We start from the raw sequence: 16,942 nt of genomic DNA, 5'->3' as shown, positions 1-16,942 counted from the left end.
CGCGCAGTATCAGCGCCTCGGCTAGTTTCATTTTCGTCCTTTTTAAAATTTATTTTCCGCCGCCAAGCTGTCGATCTTGTCCGTAGTGCGGTGAATACGGGCCGTAGAGCAAGCATTTGTTGCAGTTTTGGCCCAGCAGTATCGCATCTGCGCTCGCAGAGAGCTTGTATCCCGCGTCAGAGACGGTATCGCCGATCTGTTTGATGACCGCGGAGATCAGCATGCCTACAAGATCGCTACTGCCTCTGCTTGAGTCGTCGCTTACCTGCGCCGAACCCTCCCAGAGCGTCGCGCCGCTTCGCAGATCCACGAGCTTGGCATTGACTGCCACGACGCTTACGCTATTTAGCAGCATATACGAAGTGCCGTATTTGACGACATCCATGTATAGCACGGCGTCTGCGCCGAAAATCTGTCTTAGCTTGTGCGCGGAGACGTTTTGGATCTCGCTCGCTTCGTAAATTCCGTTATTTTTGAAGGTCTCATGCACGAGCGCAGGCGAAAATACGTAATAGCCCGCCTCGCTTAGCGGATAGATCGCGTTGGCAAGCACGGCAGCACCTGCGTCCACTTCGGTTGTTTCGTTGCTCGGCATCAGCACCAAAATCGATCGCGGCTTAGCCTGTTGAAGCGCCGAGTAGTCGTAAATTTCAGGCTGCGAGCTTGCACACGCATTAAAAAACAGCGCCACGAATACGCTAAAAATCGCTATTTGAGCTTTATTTTTCATTTTTTAGCCTTTTTATTCGTTTTGCCGCCCTGTTTCGCGGCAGCTTTGCCTTGCTTCGCAGAGGCTATTTTGGCGACTTCGCGTTCGCTTGATCCTTGGACTTTATCAGCGCCCGGCTTGGCCGCAGCCTCCGCTTTTTTAAGCGCGGCCGGGTTTGTAACGAAGGTTAAAAACGGCTTTGATTCAGGAAAGGCCTGAGCTTCTTTCTCGAAATTCTCCCTCGCCCTCGCGCCGTTGCCCGCGCTTAGATATAAAAGTCCCAGATGCGAATAGAGCCCAGGCGGGACTTTGAGTCCCTTTTCGTATGCCTTTTGGATAGATTTTTCAAGCGCTTCGATCTGCTCGCCTACGTCGCCTTCCTGCTTTAGATACTGATAGGTCGAGTCCGTGTAGCTGCCGTCCCAGTAATAAATTTGATTCCGGCTCCCGCCGCCGCAGCCGCAGAAGATCACGGCCGCAGCAACAAGAGCAAGAGCGCTGCTCGCTTTCAAATTTAATCCTTATCTCACTTTAAACGCGCCATTTTCAAGGCCGTTTACGAGATTATTGACCGCTTCGATGATCGCCAGGCTTAGCACTTTGCCGTTTAGCGTCGAATCATAGCCCGCAGTGCCTCCGAAACCTAGCACTTCGCGGTTCGATAGCTCATACTCGCCCGCGCCCTGAGTCGAAAAGACTACCTCGGAGGTTCGCACGTCCACGACGTTTAAATTTACCTTAGAATACGCGGTTTGGGTCTTTCCCTTGCCTAAAATTCCAAACAGCTGATGATCTCCGGTCGTCTTGCGACCAAACTCGGTCACGTCGCCGGTGATAACGTATCTGGCGCCCTTTAAGCTTTGTGCGCTTTTGGAGATTGCGCTTTCCTCTTTGATGGCGCGCATATTCGTGCGGTCAAGCACCGAGAAACGTCCTGTTTGCTGTAAGCTTGAGATCAAAATTGTCTGCGCTTGGTTGCCCAGTCTGTCCTCCCCGTCGGAGAACACCCCGTTGTTGTAAGAGGACTGGTTGTTAAAGCGTCCTACCGACACGGCGATCCGCTCGCCCGAGTAATTAGTGTTTAGACTCGCTACCGTAGGGGTTTGTACTACGCGAGAGCTCTCTTTCGCGCATCCGCTAAATAGCGCTAGCACCGAAGCCGCAATAACAGCAGCCGATATGGTTTTTTTGAAATTCATTCTTTACTCCTTGAAAAAATTTACGTATAATATCTCATTATTTCTTAAAATTTTATGTATAAATTTAAGCGCATAAATTTAGCAAAACGGGAGCGATTATGCTTAATATTTTACTGGTCGAAGACGATGAGGCTTTGAGCTCGGCGATAAGAGAAAAGCTGCTTGACGAGGGCTTTAGCGTGAGCTGCGCCTTCGACGGCGAACAAGCGGCAGAGGCGCTGGATGAGGCGCACTTCGATCTGATCATCTCGGACGTGATGATGCCTAAGATGGACGGCTTTGAGCTTAGCAGATACGTTAGGCGCGACGGAAAGAGCCAGCCGATACTGATCATAACGGCAAAAAGCGAGATCGAGGATATGCAGACCGGCTTTAAAAGCGGCGCGGACGATTATATGAGCAAGCCGATAAATTTAAAAGAGCTCGTGCTGCGCGTGCATGCGCTGCTAAGGCGCGCAAAGATCGCAAACGAAAAGCGGCTTCTCATCGGCGGAAGCGAGCTTGACTACGATACGCTTAGCGTCCGCACCGAGGGCGAGCGGATAAGCCTAGCGCCGAAGGAATTTCGTCTTTTGTTTCTGCTGCTAAGCTACGCGGGCAGAATTTTTACGAGGTTTGAGATAATGAGCGAAATTTGGGGCTATGAGACGGACAGCGACGAGCGCGTCGTCGATACGCACATCAAAAAGCTGCGGGCAAAATTTGAAACCTCCAAAGATTTTGAGATAATCACCGTGCGCGGGCTCGGATATAAAGCCGTAAAAAAGGAGCGAGCATGAAAAAATACCTCATCAGCCTAAAAAGTTTCATCGCGTTTTACTCTTCGCTCGCATTCGGCGTGATAAATTTCATCGTCTGCTTCGCGGTTTGCATGCTTTTTTATATAGGCATCGGCGGCAAGATCGGCGGGTTTTGGGACGGAGTGGCGCTATGCGCGATCATCTGCTTAATCACGATGGCGCTAAATTTTACCCTGCTTTACTTCGGGCTTAAAATTTTATTCCGCCCGATCAAGCGGCTACTTGGCGCGATCACCGCGATCGCAAACGGCGATTTTGAGGCGCGCGCCGAGCGCAAGATACACAGGTACCGCACTGATTACCTCTATATGCACGAGCTCGACGAGCTTGTAGTAAACGTCAATAAAATGGCGCAGAAGCTGCAAAAGCACGAGCAGCTGCAAAAGGAGTTCGTCTCAAACGTTTCGCACGAAATGAAAACGCCGATCTCCTCGATCGCCGCGTTAAGCGAGATGATAGAGGGCGGCGTGAGCAAGGAGCGCGCGGTGCGATACGCAGCCTCCATCGGCGCGGAAGCAAACCGCCTAAGCAAGCTCTGCACCGACATGCTAAAGCTAACGAGACTTGATAGCGGCGCGGCGGTGCGCCTAGATGAGGCGGTACGTATCGACGAGCAGCTTAGGCAATGCATCATATCGCTAAGCCAAAGCTACGAAGGGCACGAGTTTGAGCTAGATTTATCGCCGCTTAGCGTGCGATCAAACGCGGGGCTGCTAAATCAAATTTGGCGAAATTTGATCGAAAACGCGCTTAAGTACTCGCGCCCGAGCGGTAAAATTTTCGTCCGTTGCCGCGCTTGCGATGGCTTTGCGCAGGTGATCGTAAAAGACGAAGGCATCGGCATCGCGCGTGAGAAGCTGGATAAAATTTTTGACCGATTTTATCAATGCGAGGAATCGCATAAGGAGCTCGGCAGCGGACTTGGGCTTAGCATCGTACGCACGGCGGCGGGTCTTTTAGGCGGACAGATCGAATACGAAAGCGAACCGGGCGTCGGAACCGAGGCGCGCGTTAAAATTCCGCTTTAAATTTCAGATCAAGACGGTGCAGATGAGCTGCGTTTTGTAATTCGTAGCTCGCCGTAAAATTTCGCCCCACAGGCGCAAGTCGCGCCGATGCAAGCTTTGACGATACGGGCCCTGACGGCGCAAGTCGCGCCGATGCAAGCTTTGACGACGTAAAAAAGCGCAGGCGTGTCGCGCGCCGCATTCACATAAAATTCTGCTTTAAATTTTATATCGATTTGCCGCGGACGCCTCGCGCGCCGCGACGAGGTCGGAATTCTGCTTTAAATTTACCGCGCGCTGCGACTTTGCCGCGCATTACGGCGGGCGGCAGGCTCGCTTAAATTTGCCGCGCCTTAACACAGACGGCCGAATTTTGCCTGAAATCTACCGCCGCTCGCTCGCGCTTTGCAACGGACGGAGAAATTTTGTCCTAAATTGCAAAAGACACATTAAGAACACAATCTTCTTATATAATCCCGCTCATAGATCGATCGGGTACGCCCCTAGCAGCCCGAGCCGAGCAATAAATAAAATTAAAAATAAAGGAGAAGCGATGAGTAAGGCCGTACTTCATTCAGTGCTAGCGATAGAGGCCATTTTATGGGGGCTTTTGTCGGCTGTAGTTTTAGGCGCGTAATTTTTACGCTTTAAGCTCGGCGATATGCCGAAATAATTTATAAAATTTACGAAATTTATGCCCCGCTTCACATCCGCTGTGAAAAAGGGCGCGCCCTCGCTAACGATAAATCAAAATTTTATTTACCCGCCACTTGCTGCGCAAACCTCACTACGTGCAAGCCGATACCGCACTCAAACCTCGCTGTGCGCAAACCCGCCGCGAATAAGCCGGCTGCGCAACTAAAAATCGAATAAAATTTTAAATACTACGAGCAGACGGACGAGCTAGTTGATGCCCCATTTCATCCGCACCTTTTGCAATATGTGCTTGCCTGCAAACAGCTTGCGATAGGAAAGCTAATTTAAGCAACGTAAATTTTAAAATATGCAGCCTACCTCCAAGCGCGCAAATTTACGCCTTCGCCACTAAGCGGTTTTTAAAAGCTCTCAAGTTAAAATTTATCCCGATTTAAGACCAAATTTAAACCAAACAGCGAAAATTTCACGAAAGACGCCGCAAGCGGCAAAATCTCAAAGGAGCCTAGCATGAAAAGATTGATAAATTTCCTGAGGCGCATTTACGCGGACCTGCTCGCAGGCAGAGCGCTGCTGCATCCGATCCTGCTTACGGCTGCGTTTTTAGCGGCGAAATTCAGCACGCTATATATCATAGATCAAAAAATTTTAGAAAGCGGCTATGATTTGGGGATATTTGGAGAATTTGCTTATTACATATTTTTTGATTTTGTCGCAGGCGCCTTTTTTATAGCTCTTTGCGCGCATATAATCTATGCTTCGCCCGAAGTCAAATCGCTTAAAATTTTACGCAAAATTCTGCTCGCAGCAATCTTAGCATCCTGCGCGCTGGGTTATTTTGCTTCGGACATAAACTACCAAAAAATAGGCGTCCTTGAAGCCTTTTTAATTGCCTCGCTAATTTGCATTTGCATCTATTCGGTCGCGATCGAAATATCAAGCGACTGCTCAAATGCGGTATTTTGGGATTTTGTTTATATTCTTAATTACATAGGTGCCTTATTTGTAATATTTCATACACAAGCCGCCGACGTCGTAGCCGTCATTTTAATAATCCTTTGTCCGCTCGCGTGGGCGTTTTATTTCAAATACGAATTTCAAAAATCGCTCGCAAAAGACGCCGCAAGCAATGATGAAATTTTAAATAGTGCAAGCAGCGATGAAATTTCAAAAAGCAAAGCGCGCACGGAGAGTTAAATTTACAAAATTTCGCTGCAAAGGGCTAAATTTATGAAATTTCGCCAGGGTTAAATTTTAAAATTTACCGCGCGGCGCTTTTATCCTTTTATATCCTCGATCACCGCTTCTACGAAACGGGCCGTATCAATTAGCCTAAAGCCCCATACTTTGGGATCCGCCGTGATTTTATTATAAAAATCTTCCAATTCTTTCGCGGGAGACAATTCGCCCAATTTAAACGGGGCAAATTTTACTTTGCCGATCTTTTTTAGATGAGGCAGCAGCTCCTTTAAATCCTTATGATTAAACCAGCGGTCCGCTCTAAGGAAGCCGCCGTTTTTCGAGCTCGCGATCTTGCTTTTTAAAAAATCATCCATTCCGGGCGGCTCTTTTTGCAGCAATCTCGTGCAGGCTAGGTGGTACTCGAGCTTTCTAGGCGTTTGATCTACCGCCGAGACAAAGCAAACGCCATATCCCTGCTGCATCTGGATAGACAAAACGTCGCCCTCCTCAAAATACGGCGTTTTTTGCTTCGAAATTTTGGCTCGCTTAAGCGGTCTAGGGTTTTCGCTTTTTAGCTGAAGCGCTAATTTATCAAGCGCTTTTTGGCGGCTCTTTTGAGATTTTTCAAAGACCTTGTTCCACATCTGGCTTGCGCCGTCTTTTATGATAGCAAGGGCTTTTTTGCGGATTTCGTCATTTAAAAAGCCGATCTTCCAAAGCGAATACGCCAGAGCCGTCCAATAAATCTCGCTATAAAGCTCATCGGTGCAGAAATTTTCCGCCTGCTCTAAAACGTCCCGCAGTATCGTTTCAACATTTTCGCCGTCCTTGTAGCGCTCTGTGATAGTCAAATAGATATCGTATCCGTCGTCGCTGTCGATAATTTTCACCCCGTCTATCGACATTTTTTCTCCTTTATCTTGGACTTTTATCTGCCGATTTCGCTGAGCCGAATTTTATCAAAATTTGAGCACCTGAAAGACAAATCGCCATTGAAATTTCGCTTTAACGGCGGCGAGCTTTGCTTATAAATACAGCGCCGCCCAGTTTATAAAATTTAACTAGCTCAAAATTTGGATGAATTTTTAAAATTTCACTCGCAAGAGCGGCTATCTACCAAATTCAGGCCTTCAGACATTCTTAAAATTTTAAGCTTTTCTCTTGTGGGCGGAAGGGGTTCTATTTACGAAGCGTCGCCTTCCTTTGCTTCGGCACTGCCTCGCAACTGCAAGCAGACCCGTCAAATCCTCACAATCTCGTTAAACATTAGCAGCGATTACGCCGATCTATCGTTTTTGTTAAGGGGGAAGGGGCTTAAATTACGAGGTCGCTCCCTTCCCCCTTAACAATCCTCCATCCCCGACGACGTTAGAGGTGGCGATGCTTTGTTAACGCAAAGCATCGCTGAGTTAAATTTAATAAATTTGCTTTAGATTTGAATATAAAATTCTAAAGCGAAGCACCCAAGATAAGGCGCGGTATTTTTTCTTTAGACGAGGCGGAAACGACGGAGGCGAGGGAGCGTATGTAAAAATACGTGACCGAAGCCGACCGAGTTCCCAACGAAGTATAAAGAAAAAAGACAAGCCGCAAATAACCGCTAGATCGAAATTTCCTTCCGCCAGTTCTTACCCCACACGGCATACGCCGCGCTCTCTTTCTCGTGCTCCTGTAGCCCCGAGATCGCGCGCAGAAACAAAGCTTTGTTCGCGAGCCCCTTCATTAGCGCCTTTAAGCTTTTGTAAATTTTATCCTCCTGATATGACAGCAGCCCCGCGACGATCACTTCTAGACTGCTCTCGCTAATGCCGTAGCGATCGATAAACGTCTCGATAAATTTTATATGCGCGCTCTGATGTTCGGCATCTACCGCCTCAAAGTAGCGCCGCGCGAGACCAAAGTATTTTTCGCTCTTTAGCGCGAGGCCAAAAACCGCATAACTTCCGCCCATCAGGCACTTTTTGCCGTCCGTGTCGGCATAGAACTCAAACTTATGCTTTAACGCCTCGTTCGCGTAAAGCTCAAGCTCGGCGTCGAGCCCGTGCGCGAGCGCGGCGGCGAAAAAGCGGTGTGTGGGCGTGGGCGCAAGGCCCTTGATCGGCAGATAAGTTTTCTGCGCCTTGGAGCTAAGCTTTACGGCGTAGCTCGCAGAAAAGCCCGCTTGTAGAAGCTTTACGATGAAATTTAGCGCCTTTTTATACGCGTCCGCCGTTTCGTTTTTGATTTTCACGTGAACCTGCGCAAAAACGTCGTTTGCCGAGCACTCCACGTCCGCGTCTTTAAATTTTACCAGCTCTCCCTTAAGCTCGCCCGTGCCGCGATCCAGATAGCTTTGCGCCTGCGCCGAGCCGAAAATTTTAGCCGCGCACTCCAAATCCTTGCGCGCAAGATTCACATCCCAACTATAGCGCTTAAATTTGATATTCCAAAGCGCCGCCCGCACGAAAAACGCAAGCTCGCCTGCATCCACGTTTTGCCGCGTAAAATCCTTTTTAAGCTCGTAATCTTTACTCCAGCCGTCACCTAAAATATCGTAAAATTTCGGCAGGAATTTCTCCTCTTTCCAGCGCCGCAGATTATTCTCTAGTGCGATGATAAAATCCCCCAAAAGCCGCCTGTTTTTGACCTCCTGCACCGCATCAATTACCTGCTCAAGCAGCGCCGTTAGCGCCGCTTCGTCGTAATCCATAAGCGAAAGATCGAAAATGCGGTCCATAAACACGAAAATTTCGCGGCCGTCTTTGATCTTTTTATCGCGGCGGATGATGATCTCGCCTATATAATCGTCCATTTTGCGCCTTAGCTCGGCTTTTCGCGCAGTGTTTTCAAAATAAAATTTACGCTCGCAGCTGCGCTTCGCAAGGCTACCGCTCACGCCTTCAAATTTGACCGCCAGATCCAGCTTATACGCAAAAAACGGCAGATTTGACTCAGCTAAAAACTCATCCTCCACGCTCTTTGCGATAAGCGGGACGATAGCCTCGAACTCCTCGCGCTCTAGCTCGTCTATCTCGGGCGCATCGGCTCTAAAGCTGTCCGCGCCAAAGTCGTGAAGGTAGAGCCTGATGCGTGATCCGCGGCACTCCACGCCCAAAAAATCAAAATACCCCTCTTGCACGCGACACCCCGAATACGGCGCCTCGCCCTTGTACTGCGAGCCAAGTTTGCCCGCGATCAGGCGCTTTAGCGAGTCCGAAATTTTGCCCGCTAGCGAAATTTGAGCTTCATTCATTGATGATCCTTTTAAATTTAAGTTAAATTTGCGGCAAGGCGCCGCGACTAAATTTAGATCTAAATTTTAGCTTCGATTCGGCAAGCGCGCCTAGCTCAAAGCCAAAAATTTCCTAACCGTAATACAAAGTATCATAACGATGAGTGCGATCATCCAGCGCTTTTGAGCCTTTTTGCCGATCTTGTGCGAGGTTTTGACGCCCGCATAAACACCCGCTAGCGAGCCGACGCCGAGCAACGCGCCGATTTCGTAGTGTACGAGCCCGTGCGCGGCAAGACTAATAAAGCCCGCGCTTGAGGAAAATATCACGAAAAATAGCCCCGTACTGACGGCCTTTTTGATGTCGTAGTTTAAAAAACTGATCAAAATAGGCATCACGAATACCGCGCCGCCGATACCCACGCTGATCGCCACGGCGCCGACGAACAGCCCCACGATAAAGAGCAAAATTTTAGATTCGTTAGCCTCGCCAGTGGGCTCGGTCGGGGTTTTGAAGAGTTTGATTAAATTTATAATCTGCACCAAAATGAGCGTGCCAAGTAGAAATTTTGAGGAGAAATAGCTTACGATAAAGCCGCTGCTAAGCGCGCCGCAAAAGCCCCCGAGCCCCAGCACCAGCGCCGGCGCGACGTCGAGCATTTTGCTTTTAAAATTTACGAACGAGCCGAAGATTGAGCTAAATATCATCTGCATGATGCTGATGCCGATGGCGTACTTGACGTCGTAGCCGAAGAGCATCATCACGGGCACCACGACCGTGCCGCCACCGATGCCGAAAAATCCGCTGATAAAGCCTACGCAGGCGCCGATTAAAATGTATTCAAAAAACATCCCTATTCCTTATTTCAGCCCCTTTGGTCTCTCTAAATTCCGCTTTTTGCGGCTCGCCGTTAAAATTTATCGCTTGCAAGCGTTTAAATTTAGGCGCGAAATTTAGTAAATTTAAGCCTTATAGCCGTTTTGCTTCGCGCATCCATTCGCAGTAACGCTCGCGCGAAATTTTTATATTTTCATATCGTAAGGTGTCCGCGCGAAAGCATTTTAGGCTCAGTTCATTACCCTCAAAGCCCGCGAAATCAGCCTGCTCGTAGATGTCGTAACCGCTCTGCATGCAGTCTAAGACACCTACATATCTCTGCTCTTCGCTCATCGGCTCGGCAAAGCTTACCAAATGCACGCCGTTTGGAGCCGCCCAGTAGCAGCCGTCCACCGCCAGCGCGTCCCAACCCCGCAGATAGTGCACGCCGTCCCAAATGAAGCTCTCCTTGCCGTCTAGCCAGGCGTCCGGCACGAAGCGCATGATCTGCGCTGAGGCTAGATCAAGCACGCTGTAGCCGTATAGATCCTGGCGAAAAACGAGGTAAAATTTGCCGTCTGCGTGGCGGATCAGGCTAAAAAATTCTGCCCTATCGTCTATACAGCGCCAGCTTTTTATCTGCGTTTTGTGAGTATCAAACAGCGTGTATTCGCCGCCGCCAAAGCTTGTCGCGCCGAGCCTATATGCGTCCTTTATGATCTCATATCCGCCGCTTAAATTTATCGTTTGGCGCCGGGTAAAATTTCGCCCTTCAAAAAGAGTTTCCGCCTGTTTGATGCGCGCTTGGTACTGCGCGGAATTTACGGCGTTTGCCATCGTGCGCTCCTTAAAAATTTTATGAAGACGGGTTAAATTTTGCGCTGCTCAAACGGCTTGCGCTTCTTAAATTTCATCCGAACCGAATAAATTTAGCCTCGCAGGCGGCAAAATTTGACCGCTAGACGGCAAGCTCAATCATTTGGCGGCAACCGATAACCGCTAAGCGTAGCCTATGAGCGCTATGTACCAGCGCCGAAATTTTAAATCTTGCCTTGTGAATTTTATAAAATTTACGCGCAGTTTCGGCGCCCTGCGAATACTTGCGATACCGCACCGCTTCCAAACGCTACGCACGGAAGGCTTAAAATTTTACTAGCATTTAAAATTTCGAGGCATTTAAATTCTGCGATATTTAAAATTCCACGGAGATCTGAAATTTCGCAAGTATTTGAAATTTCGCAACCTTTAAATTCCGCTAGCACTTTAAATTTTATCCAATGCGGACGGGCAGGCCGCTCAAATTTGCTAGCCCGCGCTTGCCTCTAGCTATTACTCAAATTTACTCTCCTCCGTAGCGCCGTTAGCGTATAAATTTAAAGTTTTGCTCGCCCGAGGCACTGCGACTATTACTCGGATTTGCCCTCTTCTTTGGCGCCCGAAATTTTATCCAGCACCTTTTTGCCGACCTCGCTTTGATTTAGCGCTTCGAGCATCGCGGCTAGCTGCGTGCCGCCCTTGGCGCTTAAAATTTCGCCGAATTTACTCATCCCCTCGCCCACGCTGCCTTCGTTTGCGATGATCTTAAGATCCGCTGCGCTTAGCGCCTTGGCCTGCTCCAGACCGATATCGCGGTTTGCTTCGATCTGTTTGATCGAAATGAGATAGGTCTGATATCCCTGATTTTCGCCGATCTCGCGCGCGAGCTCGATCTGTGCGTTTACCGGCGCGAGCTCTTTTAACCTAAGCGCCTCGGCCTCGGCAGAGCCTATCTTTAGCGTACCTTGCGCCTCTTTGTCCTTCATCTCCAAAAGCGCCGCGGCGGCGAGAAACTGCTTCTCTTTATCGCCCTGCGCTACTAAAATTTGATTTTCCCTGATCGCTTCGGCGTCGCGGATTTTGGCGTTTTTGCGCGCTTCGGCGTCGATCTCGATCTTGCGCTGCTCCTGCTCGGCTTTTACGATCTCCACTTGCTTTTTGATCTCGGCCTGCTTGACGTCGTTTACCCGCACGACCTCCATCGCCTTTTCCTGCGTGATCTTTTGCTGATCCTTGATGAGCTGCTCGGCCTGCTCCTTTGAGATCGCGACTTCGCGCTCGTTTTCGACGGTCTTAAGGCCCACCATCTTATTGGCTTCCTGCTGGCGCACTTCGGTTGCCTGCGCGGCTTCGATCTCGGCGATTTGAGCGAGCTTGGTGTTGTTTGCGACCTCGACGCGGCTTTCCTTTTCGATCTGGGATTTTTTCTTCTCCATGATGTTTAAGATGACCTTGCTGCCGCTGCTATCGCGGATATCCATGAGCTCGATGTTTTTGACGGGCTCGATACCCCAGTTTTGCAGCTGCGTCTTTACCGCCTTGGTAAAATCATCCCCAAGCTCGGAGCGGATCTGCAAGATATCCTCAAGCACGCGGCTTGAGAGGATCGAACGAATCGAGCCTTGGATGATATTTGTGAGCTGGTTATTAAGGTCTTGAAAATTATTGACGCGTTGTGCGGCTAAATTTGAATCCACGATCCTAAAAAACGCCGTAATATCGACTACGAAAGGAAGCCTACCCAGATCATACGCCTCATAATCCTCGATCTTGATGCTAAAGACCGAGACCGGCAAAACGATCTTCGTAACGCCCAGCGCCGGCACCCAGCTCGGGAATTCATAATAGCTGTTACCGTTGCCGGTATCTTTGCCGTAGCTCGTCGTCTTACGCGCGCTCTGGACGATATGCACTTCGTTCGTCTCCACTATGCGCCTGAAAAACAGAGGCACGATGATGAAAAGCACCGCTAAAATCCCGACTGCGGCGCCGATCAAATATAAAATTTCACCCATTTTTCTCTCCTTTAAAAATGCTAAATTTAAAATGGATTATATAAAAATTTACTTTGAAAAATAATAAATAATCGCGGTGGCGGCAGTTAAAATTTACGCAATTTTAATGAGATTTTATGTAATATCGCAGCGTATATTTCAATACCTTTTAGGAGAAAAAATGAAAAAATTTTTACTACTGCTTTTGGCGGGCGCGCTTTTTGCGAGCGCAGCAGAGCTTAGAACTATCAAGGATATGGACGGAGCTGAGGTCAAAATCCCCGCAAAAGTTGAGCGCATCGCAGCACTCTGGCACTCGAACAATCAAATTTTACTGGCTCTGGGCGGAGCGGACAAGATCGTCGCCACCACCGATAATATCAGCAAAAACGCATGGTTTCTTAAAATTTATCCGCGCCTGGCGCAGATCCCCGTGCTGCTAAAAAATAACGACGTAAATTTAGAGGAGCTGATGAGCCGTAACCCTGACGTAGTCATCATCTCAACCGCACTGGCGGGCGAAAATTTAGCTAAGCAGGGCTTTACTGTTTTAAAGGCGAGCTTTAGCGATTACGAGCAGATGAGGCGTAGCATCAGGATGTGCGGCGATATGCTAGGCGGTGACGCACCGCAAAGAGCGAAGGATCTGATCGCAAATTTAGACAAAAATATCGCTTTGGTTAGCGGCCGCACCGCAAATTTAAGCCCCGATAAGCGTCCGCGCGTCCTTCACATCGTAGGCGGAAGCGATCTTTTAAAGATCGACGGCAAGGGCACACTGATCGACTCATGGATAGAGCTAGCCGGCGGAACAAATGCGATCACCGCCACGAAAGGCCCGATGAAAACTATCACCGCCGAGGAGATCATCGCGAGCAACCCGCAGATCATAATCGTGGGCGGCGATCACAACGAAGATGCGGTAGAGAAGATCAAATCAAGCCCGGTTTACAGCGGCACGGATGCGGTCAAAAACGGACGCGTTTACGGCAATCCGCGCGGAGTTTTCAACTGGGATCGATACGGCGCGGATACGGTACTTCAAATTTTATGGGCGGCTAAAACTATTCAGCCGGAGCTTTTTGCCGACATCGACATAAAGGCCGAAACTAAGGCGTTTTATAAAAAATTTATGAATTACGAGCTAAGTGACGCGGAATTTGGCTATATTTTAAAAGGACTTAACCCGGAGGGTAAATAAGGCGCGGCACCGAAGCAACGGCATCAGCGCCGCACCTAGCAGGCTGCATCTGTGCCGAATGCTCATCGTGTAGTAGGCGGCGGATACATCGGCACAGAATGTTTCATTGTGCGGCGGCACATCGGTGCCGAGCAGACTGCCTGTCCTATCTCGACACCAGATATACAAATCGTCTAGTCATACGGGCGAGCGGCGTCGTATCGTCAAAATAAGCGGCACTATCTCGCATTTTGGCGCGTTGAAGTGCGGATGCCGCCCGCATAAAGCGCAGATCTCATCGTTGCTCGGCGAGTCGATACCCGAATGAGTGGCGTCACTGTCACATTATCATCATCAAAGCGGCATCGGCGGCGGGCGGCGTACCGAGCAAAGAGCGCGCCGAATAAGCGGTGCGAGGCGGAGTAAAATTTAAACTCGCGGCGGGTGAAAAAGGACAAAGCAACGACAAGCAAACAAGGGCAAAACAAAGCTGCAAGATAAAATTTAAAGTAAAGGAAGCGGTCATGGAAATTTCATTTTTTACGACGCTTGAGCCTTCTCTAGCGGGCGCTTGGATACCCTCGTTTGCGATGGTGCTGATACAATTCGCGTATATGTTTATTTACAAAGAGGTCGGCAGACGCGCCACCGATACCTCATGGTACACGCTCGCTGACAAGCAAAATGCGATCATAAGCTCGCTGCTGCAAGCGGCGCTGCTCATTTTATCGGTGTTCGTGCCGCTTAAGACGGGCAGCGCGTGGTTTTGGATCGGAGCGGTGATCTACGTAGCGGCTTTTGCGGGCTTCATCAAGGCGTTTTACGACTATGCGGCAGCGCCTACGGACAGAGCCGCACAAGGCGGCATCTACCGCCTATCGCGCAATCCGATGTATTTCTTTTATTTCCTCGGCATGGCGGGCGTTTGCATTGCTTCGGCGTCGCTGTGGCTACTCTTAGTGATAGTGCCCTTTGCCGTATACAACCATCTCGTGGTCCTCGGCGAGGAGCGCTACTGCGAGCAAGCCTACGGGCAGGAGTATCTAAAGTATAAGAGCAAAACGCCGAGATATTTTTTGTTTTTCTAAGGGGAGGGTAAAACCTAGGGCATGCCGCAGTTCTAGACGTTTTATAAAATTTTGGCACTAAGGAGAGAGTATGTTCGTAAGGAAAAATTTGGCGCTCGTCGCCGCTTTGTTTCTAGCGTTTTGTCTAAACGCCGCCGCGGGCGAGCCGAGGACGGTTAAAGATATGCGCGGAAACGTCGTCGAGCTGCCGGAGAAAGTAAGCAAAGTAGCCTCGCTTTGCAACGCGAACAACCAAATCATCCTCGTAGGCGGCGCGGAGTTTGGATACATACTGCACGGCCTGGGCCTAGACGGCAAATGACGCACGCTCCCGCTTGCGGCGAAAAATAGCTTCGGCTGAAGTCTGGGCGCGTTTAGAGCCGTCTGCACATTTAGCGAAAAAGCGCTTCTTAAAATTTTAAGGGTCGAATGAATGAAATTTTACCGGGCTCGCGACGGCTCCTTTAAAATTTCAAACGAAATTTTAAAGCAAAATTTTGCCGACGGCGCAAGGGCGCGTATATTGGCGATGAAGACACGAAATGTAAAATTTAGCGATGCGCCTAGTAGGCACGACGAAACGGCAAACACATCGCTAGTAAGAAATACGCAAGAGACGATGTTTTAGACGAAGCGATTTGCAAGGGACGGCGGCGAGCGCGCTTATACCCGCGGGCTTCTATCCATAGCGGCGAGCAGTTCGCAGAGAAGATATACGCAAGCAACGCGCCGCTTTCGATAGCGACGAGCAGTTCGCGCCTGCATACACAAACAAGACATCGTTTTTCTGTAGCGGCGACGGCTTGCACTCATCTCAGTAGCGCGCAGTCTGCTCTTTTTACATGCATCCGATTCTCGTTGCTTGCTTTTTTCTGAGGCCATCGCCCATAGCTCGCTCTCTATTTTTTACGAGACAGCGTTTAATTTGCACCGAAATCCGTAGAGCCGAACCGATCGTCCGAAATAAAGTCCTCCTCGCCCGAAAGCACGCTCATCGCGCTGATACGCGAGATCAGCAAGCGATCCTCGGCGATGTCGGCGCGATCCGAGCCGATAGTAAGCGACGTAATCGCCGTGCGCCCGATGACTGCGCGTCCGCCGTCCATCGTGCGAAGCCCCCAGATGTCGTGCAGCACCGCAGGCTTGCCATCCACCTGCCCTACGTAGAGCATCACGTGGCCGGGCATATATAGCAGGGTTTTATACGCCACGCCGTTTTTGCCGATAAAGCTAAGCTTTTCATCCGCGCTCATCCCCGCCAGCGAAAAACGCTCGCCGCGGCCCGATTGCGCCTTGGAATTTCGCGGCAGCCACAGCCCGAAATTCGCCAAAAAGTCTTTCGTCATAAGCGAGCAATCGCGAAGAAATTTATACCCGCCCCAGCCGTATTTCTGCCCGAGCAGGCTAGCGGCTACGATCTTTGAGTTTTGCTCATCAAGCGGCGCGGGCCAAAGCTTCGCATCCTCCGCGCCAACGAAATATCTTTTGCCGCCAAACTGGGTTAAAATTTCGCCGCTAAATACGCTCCGCACGCCAAGCGTGCCGCCAAGATCGCGCTCGCCGCTAAAATCATACGGCAAAATCGTGCCGGTGCGCGCCCTAAAAAGCTCCGCGCCGCTTTCGTCATAAACGACTGCGCCGTCGCGCAGGATCGTTATAAATTTAGAATTTGCGTAGATATCCGCTTGTTGCGGACTGATGCGCTTTATCGCATCGCTTCTTATCCAGCCCCACACGCCGTCGTTGCGCACGAACGCCCACGCACCGTCTCTGCTGTAATGCGACAGCAGCATCGGATAACCCACGCCCACGGCGGAATTTGCGGCGTAATCAAACGGCTCTCCCTCCCCCGGCTCGCTCGGATCGCCGAAAATCGGCAAGTCGCTTGGGATATTTCGCAGAAGCGCATTTTTTACCGTTATAGCGGGCTTGGAGATCAGCCCGAACGCCTCTTCATTGGCGTTTGCGCGAATGCTTTGATAGATCGCATCGTCGTATATCCTGCCCGCAGCGTCAAAATGGCGCCCCTTGGCGTAATTAAGCCCCCAAAAAGTATCGATTCCCGCTTTAATATGCGCATCATCAAACCAAATTTTAAAATAGCGGCTCTTAAATGCGCTTCCGCTTATGTTTTGCACCGACGCAGGAGCCGGCAGCCGCTCGCTGTTTTGAGCGTATTCAAGATCCAAAACCGCGGGATTTTCCGGGATAAACTTATGGGTGGCGCAACCTGCGAGAACCAAAGCTGCGAAGATAAGAGATACTAATCGTTTCAAACAATGCCTTTTAAAAAATTTTGGCTATAA

Annotated in this window: 17 protein-coding genes; 7 read left to right on the top strand and 10 right to left on the bottom strand. The window is 49.7% G+C overall.

Going from position 1 to position 16,942, the window contains the following annotated elements:
• Window positions 1-49: 49 nt before the first annotated feature.
• Genes Q0144_RS04320 through Q0144_RS04310 form a run of 3 tightly spaced genes read right to left on the bottom strand, consistent with a single transcriptional unit; the run spans window position 50 to window position 1,908 of the window.
• Window positions 50-730, bottom strand: a complete 681-nt coding sequence (locus Q0144_RS04320; protein ID WP_298062020.1) for a DUF799 domain-containing protein — start codon at window positions 728-730, stop codon at window positions 50-52.
• Window positions 727-1,221 (bottom strand): DUF4810 domain-containing protein, encoded by a 495-nt coding sequence (locus Q0144_RS04315; RefSeq protein WP_298062018.1) that lies wholly within the window; start codon window positions 1,219-1,221, stop codon window positions 727-729. Before Q0144_RS04315 ends, Q0144_RS04320 begins: the two co-directional genes overlap by 4 nt.
• Window positions 1,222-1,230: 9 nt before the next feature.
• Window positions 1,231-1,908 carry a CsgG/HfaB family protein gene (locus Q0144_RS04310; protein ID WP_298062017.1) on the bottom strand — a complete coding sequence of 226 codons (678 nt, stop codon included), beginning with the start codon at window positions 1,906-1,908 and terminating at the stop codon, window positions 1,231-1,233.
• 98 nt (window positions 1,909-2,006) lie between these two features.
• On the opposite strand from Q0144_RS04310, the gene Q0144_RS04305 reads away from it, so the two are divergent.
• The 3 genes from Q0144_RS04305 to Q0144_RS04295 all read left to right on the top strand — a co-directional run bounded on the left by Q0144_RS04305 (window position 2,007) and on the right by Q0144_RS04295 (window position 5,566).
• Window positions 2,007-2,687, top strand: a complete 681-nt coding sequence (locus tag Q0144_RS04305) for a response regulator transcription factor (protein WP_298062015.1) — start codon at window positions 2,007-2,009, stop codon at window positions 2,685-2,687.
• The gene (locus tag Q0144_RS04300) at window positions 2,684-3,736 is read left to right on the top strand and encodes a HAMP domain-containing sensor histidine kinase (protein WP_298062013.1); all 1,053 of its coding nucleotides are present in this window, start codon (window positions 2,684-2,686) and stop codon (window positions 3,734-3,736) included. The genes Q0144_RS04305 and Q0144_RS04300 overlap by 4 nt, the downstream gene beginning before the upstream one ends.
• Before the next feature lie 1,143 nt (window positions 3,737-4,879).
• A complete protein-coding gene (locus Q0144_RS04295) occupies window positions 4,880-5,566 on the top strand; it encodes a hypothetical protein (RefSeq protein ID WP_298062011.1) in 687 nt (228 codons plus the stop codon).
• Between the two features lie 80 nt (window positions 5,567-5,646).
• Here the strand turns inward: Q0144_RS04295 and Q0144_RS04290 are convergent, their stop codons facing one another.
• From Q0144_RS04290 to Q0144_RS04265, 6 genes are all read right to left on the bottom strand, one after another.
• On the bottom strand, window positions 5,647-6,456 hold the full coding sequence (locus Q0144_RS04290) for a hypothetical protein (protein ID WP_298062009.1): 810 nt from the start codon (window positions 6,454-6,456) through the stop codon (window positions 5,647-5,649).
• 695 nt (window positions 6,457-7,151) lie between these two features.
• Window positions 7,152-8,783: a DUF6138 family protein gene (locus Q0144_RS04285; protein WP_298062008.1), complete on the bottom strand. Its 1,632-nt coding sequence runs from the start codon at window positions 8,781-8,783 to the stop codon at window positions 7,152-7,154.
• Between the two features lie 90 nt (window positions 8,784-8,873).
• Window positions 8,874-9,614 (bottom strand): sulfite exporter TauE/SafE family protein, encoded by a 741-nt coding sequence (locus tag Q0144_RS04280; protein ID WP_298062006.1) that lies wholly within the window; start codon window positions 9,612-9,614, stop codon window positions 8,874-8,876.
• 118 nt (window positions 9,615-9,732) lie between these two features.
• Window positions 9,733-10,416 (bottom strand): hypothetical protein, encoded by a 684-nt coding sequence (locus tag Q0144_RS04275; RefSeq protein ID WP_298062004.1) that lies wholly within the window; start codon window positions 10,414-10,416, stop codon window positions 9,733-9,735.
• 233 nt (window positions 10,417-10,649) lie between these two features.
• The gene (locus Q0144_RS04270) at window positions 10,650-10,841 is read right to left on the bottom strand and encodes a hypothetical protein (protein ID WP_298062002.1); all 192 of its coding nucleotides are present in this window, start codon (window positions 10,839-10,841) and stop codon (window positions 10,650-10,652) included.
• Window positions 10,842-10,985: 144 nt separating this feature from the next.
• Complete coding sequence (locus Q0144_RS04265; RefSeq protein ID WP_298062000.1) at window positions 10,986-12,410, bottom strand: SPFH domain-containing protein; 1,425 nt, start codon at window positions 12,408-12,410, stop codon at window positions 10,986-10,988.
• 160 nt (window positions 12,411-12,570) lie between these two features.
• Here Q0144_RS04265 and Q0144_RS04260 point away from each other — a divergent pair, with 160 nt between their 5' ends.
• The 4 genes from Q0144_RS04260 (at window position 12,571) to Q0144_RS04245 (ending at window position 15,264) form a co-directional block, all read left to right on the top strand.
• Window positions 12,571-13,590 (top strand): ABC transporter substrate-binding protein, encoded by a 1,020-nt coding sequence (locus tag Q0144_RS04260; RefSeq protein ID WP_298061999.1) that lies wholly within the window; start codon window positions 12,571-12,573, stop codon window positions 13,588-13,590.
• 503 nt (window positions 13,591-14,093) lie between these two features.
• Entirely contained in the window at window positions 14,094-14,657 is a 564-nt protein-coding gene (locus tag Q0144_RS04255) for an isoprenylcysteine carboxylmethyltransferase family protein (RefSeq protein ID WP_298061997.1), read from the top strand.
• 70 nt (window positions 14,658-14,727) lie between these two features.
• Window positions 14,728-14,958, top strand: coding sequence for a hypothetical protein (locus Q0144_RS04250; protein ID WP_298061995.1), 231 nt, complete (start codon window positions 14,728-14,730; stop codon window positions 14,956-14,958).
• Between the two features lie 111 nt (window positions 14,959-15,069).
• Entirely contained in the window at window positions 15,070-15,264 is a 195-nt protein-coding gene (locus Q0144_RS04245; RefSeq protein ID WP_298061993.1) for a hypothetical protein, read from the top strand.
• 292 nt (window positions 15,265-15,556) lie between these two features.
• Here Q0144_RS04245 and Q0144_RS04240 read toward each other — a convergent pair whose 3' ends face one another.
• Window positions 15,557-16,912: an SH3 domain-containing protein gene (locus Q0144_RS04240; RefSeq protein WP_298061991.1), complete on the bottom strand. Its 1,356-nt coding sequence runs from the start codon at window positions 16,910-16,912 to the stop codon at window positions 15,557-15,559.
• Window positions 16,913-16,942 lie beyond the last annotated feature (30 nt).

Source organism: uncultured Campylobacter sp. (genome assembly GCF_938045345.1).
In the GTDB taxonomy this organism is placed as follows: Bacteria; Campylobacterota; Campylobacteria; order Campylobacterales; family Campylobacteraceae; genus Campylobacter_B.
This window is presented reverse-complemented; position numbering and strand designations above follow the sequence as displayed.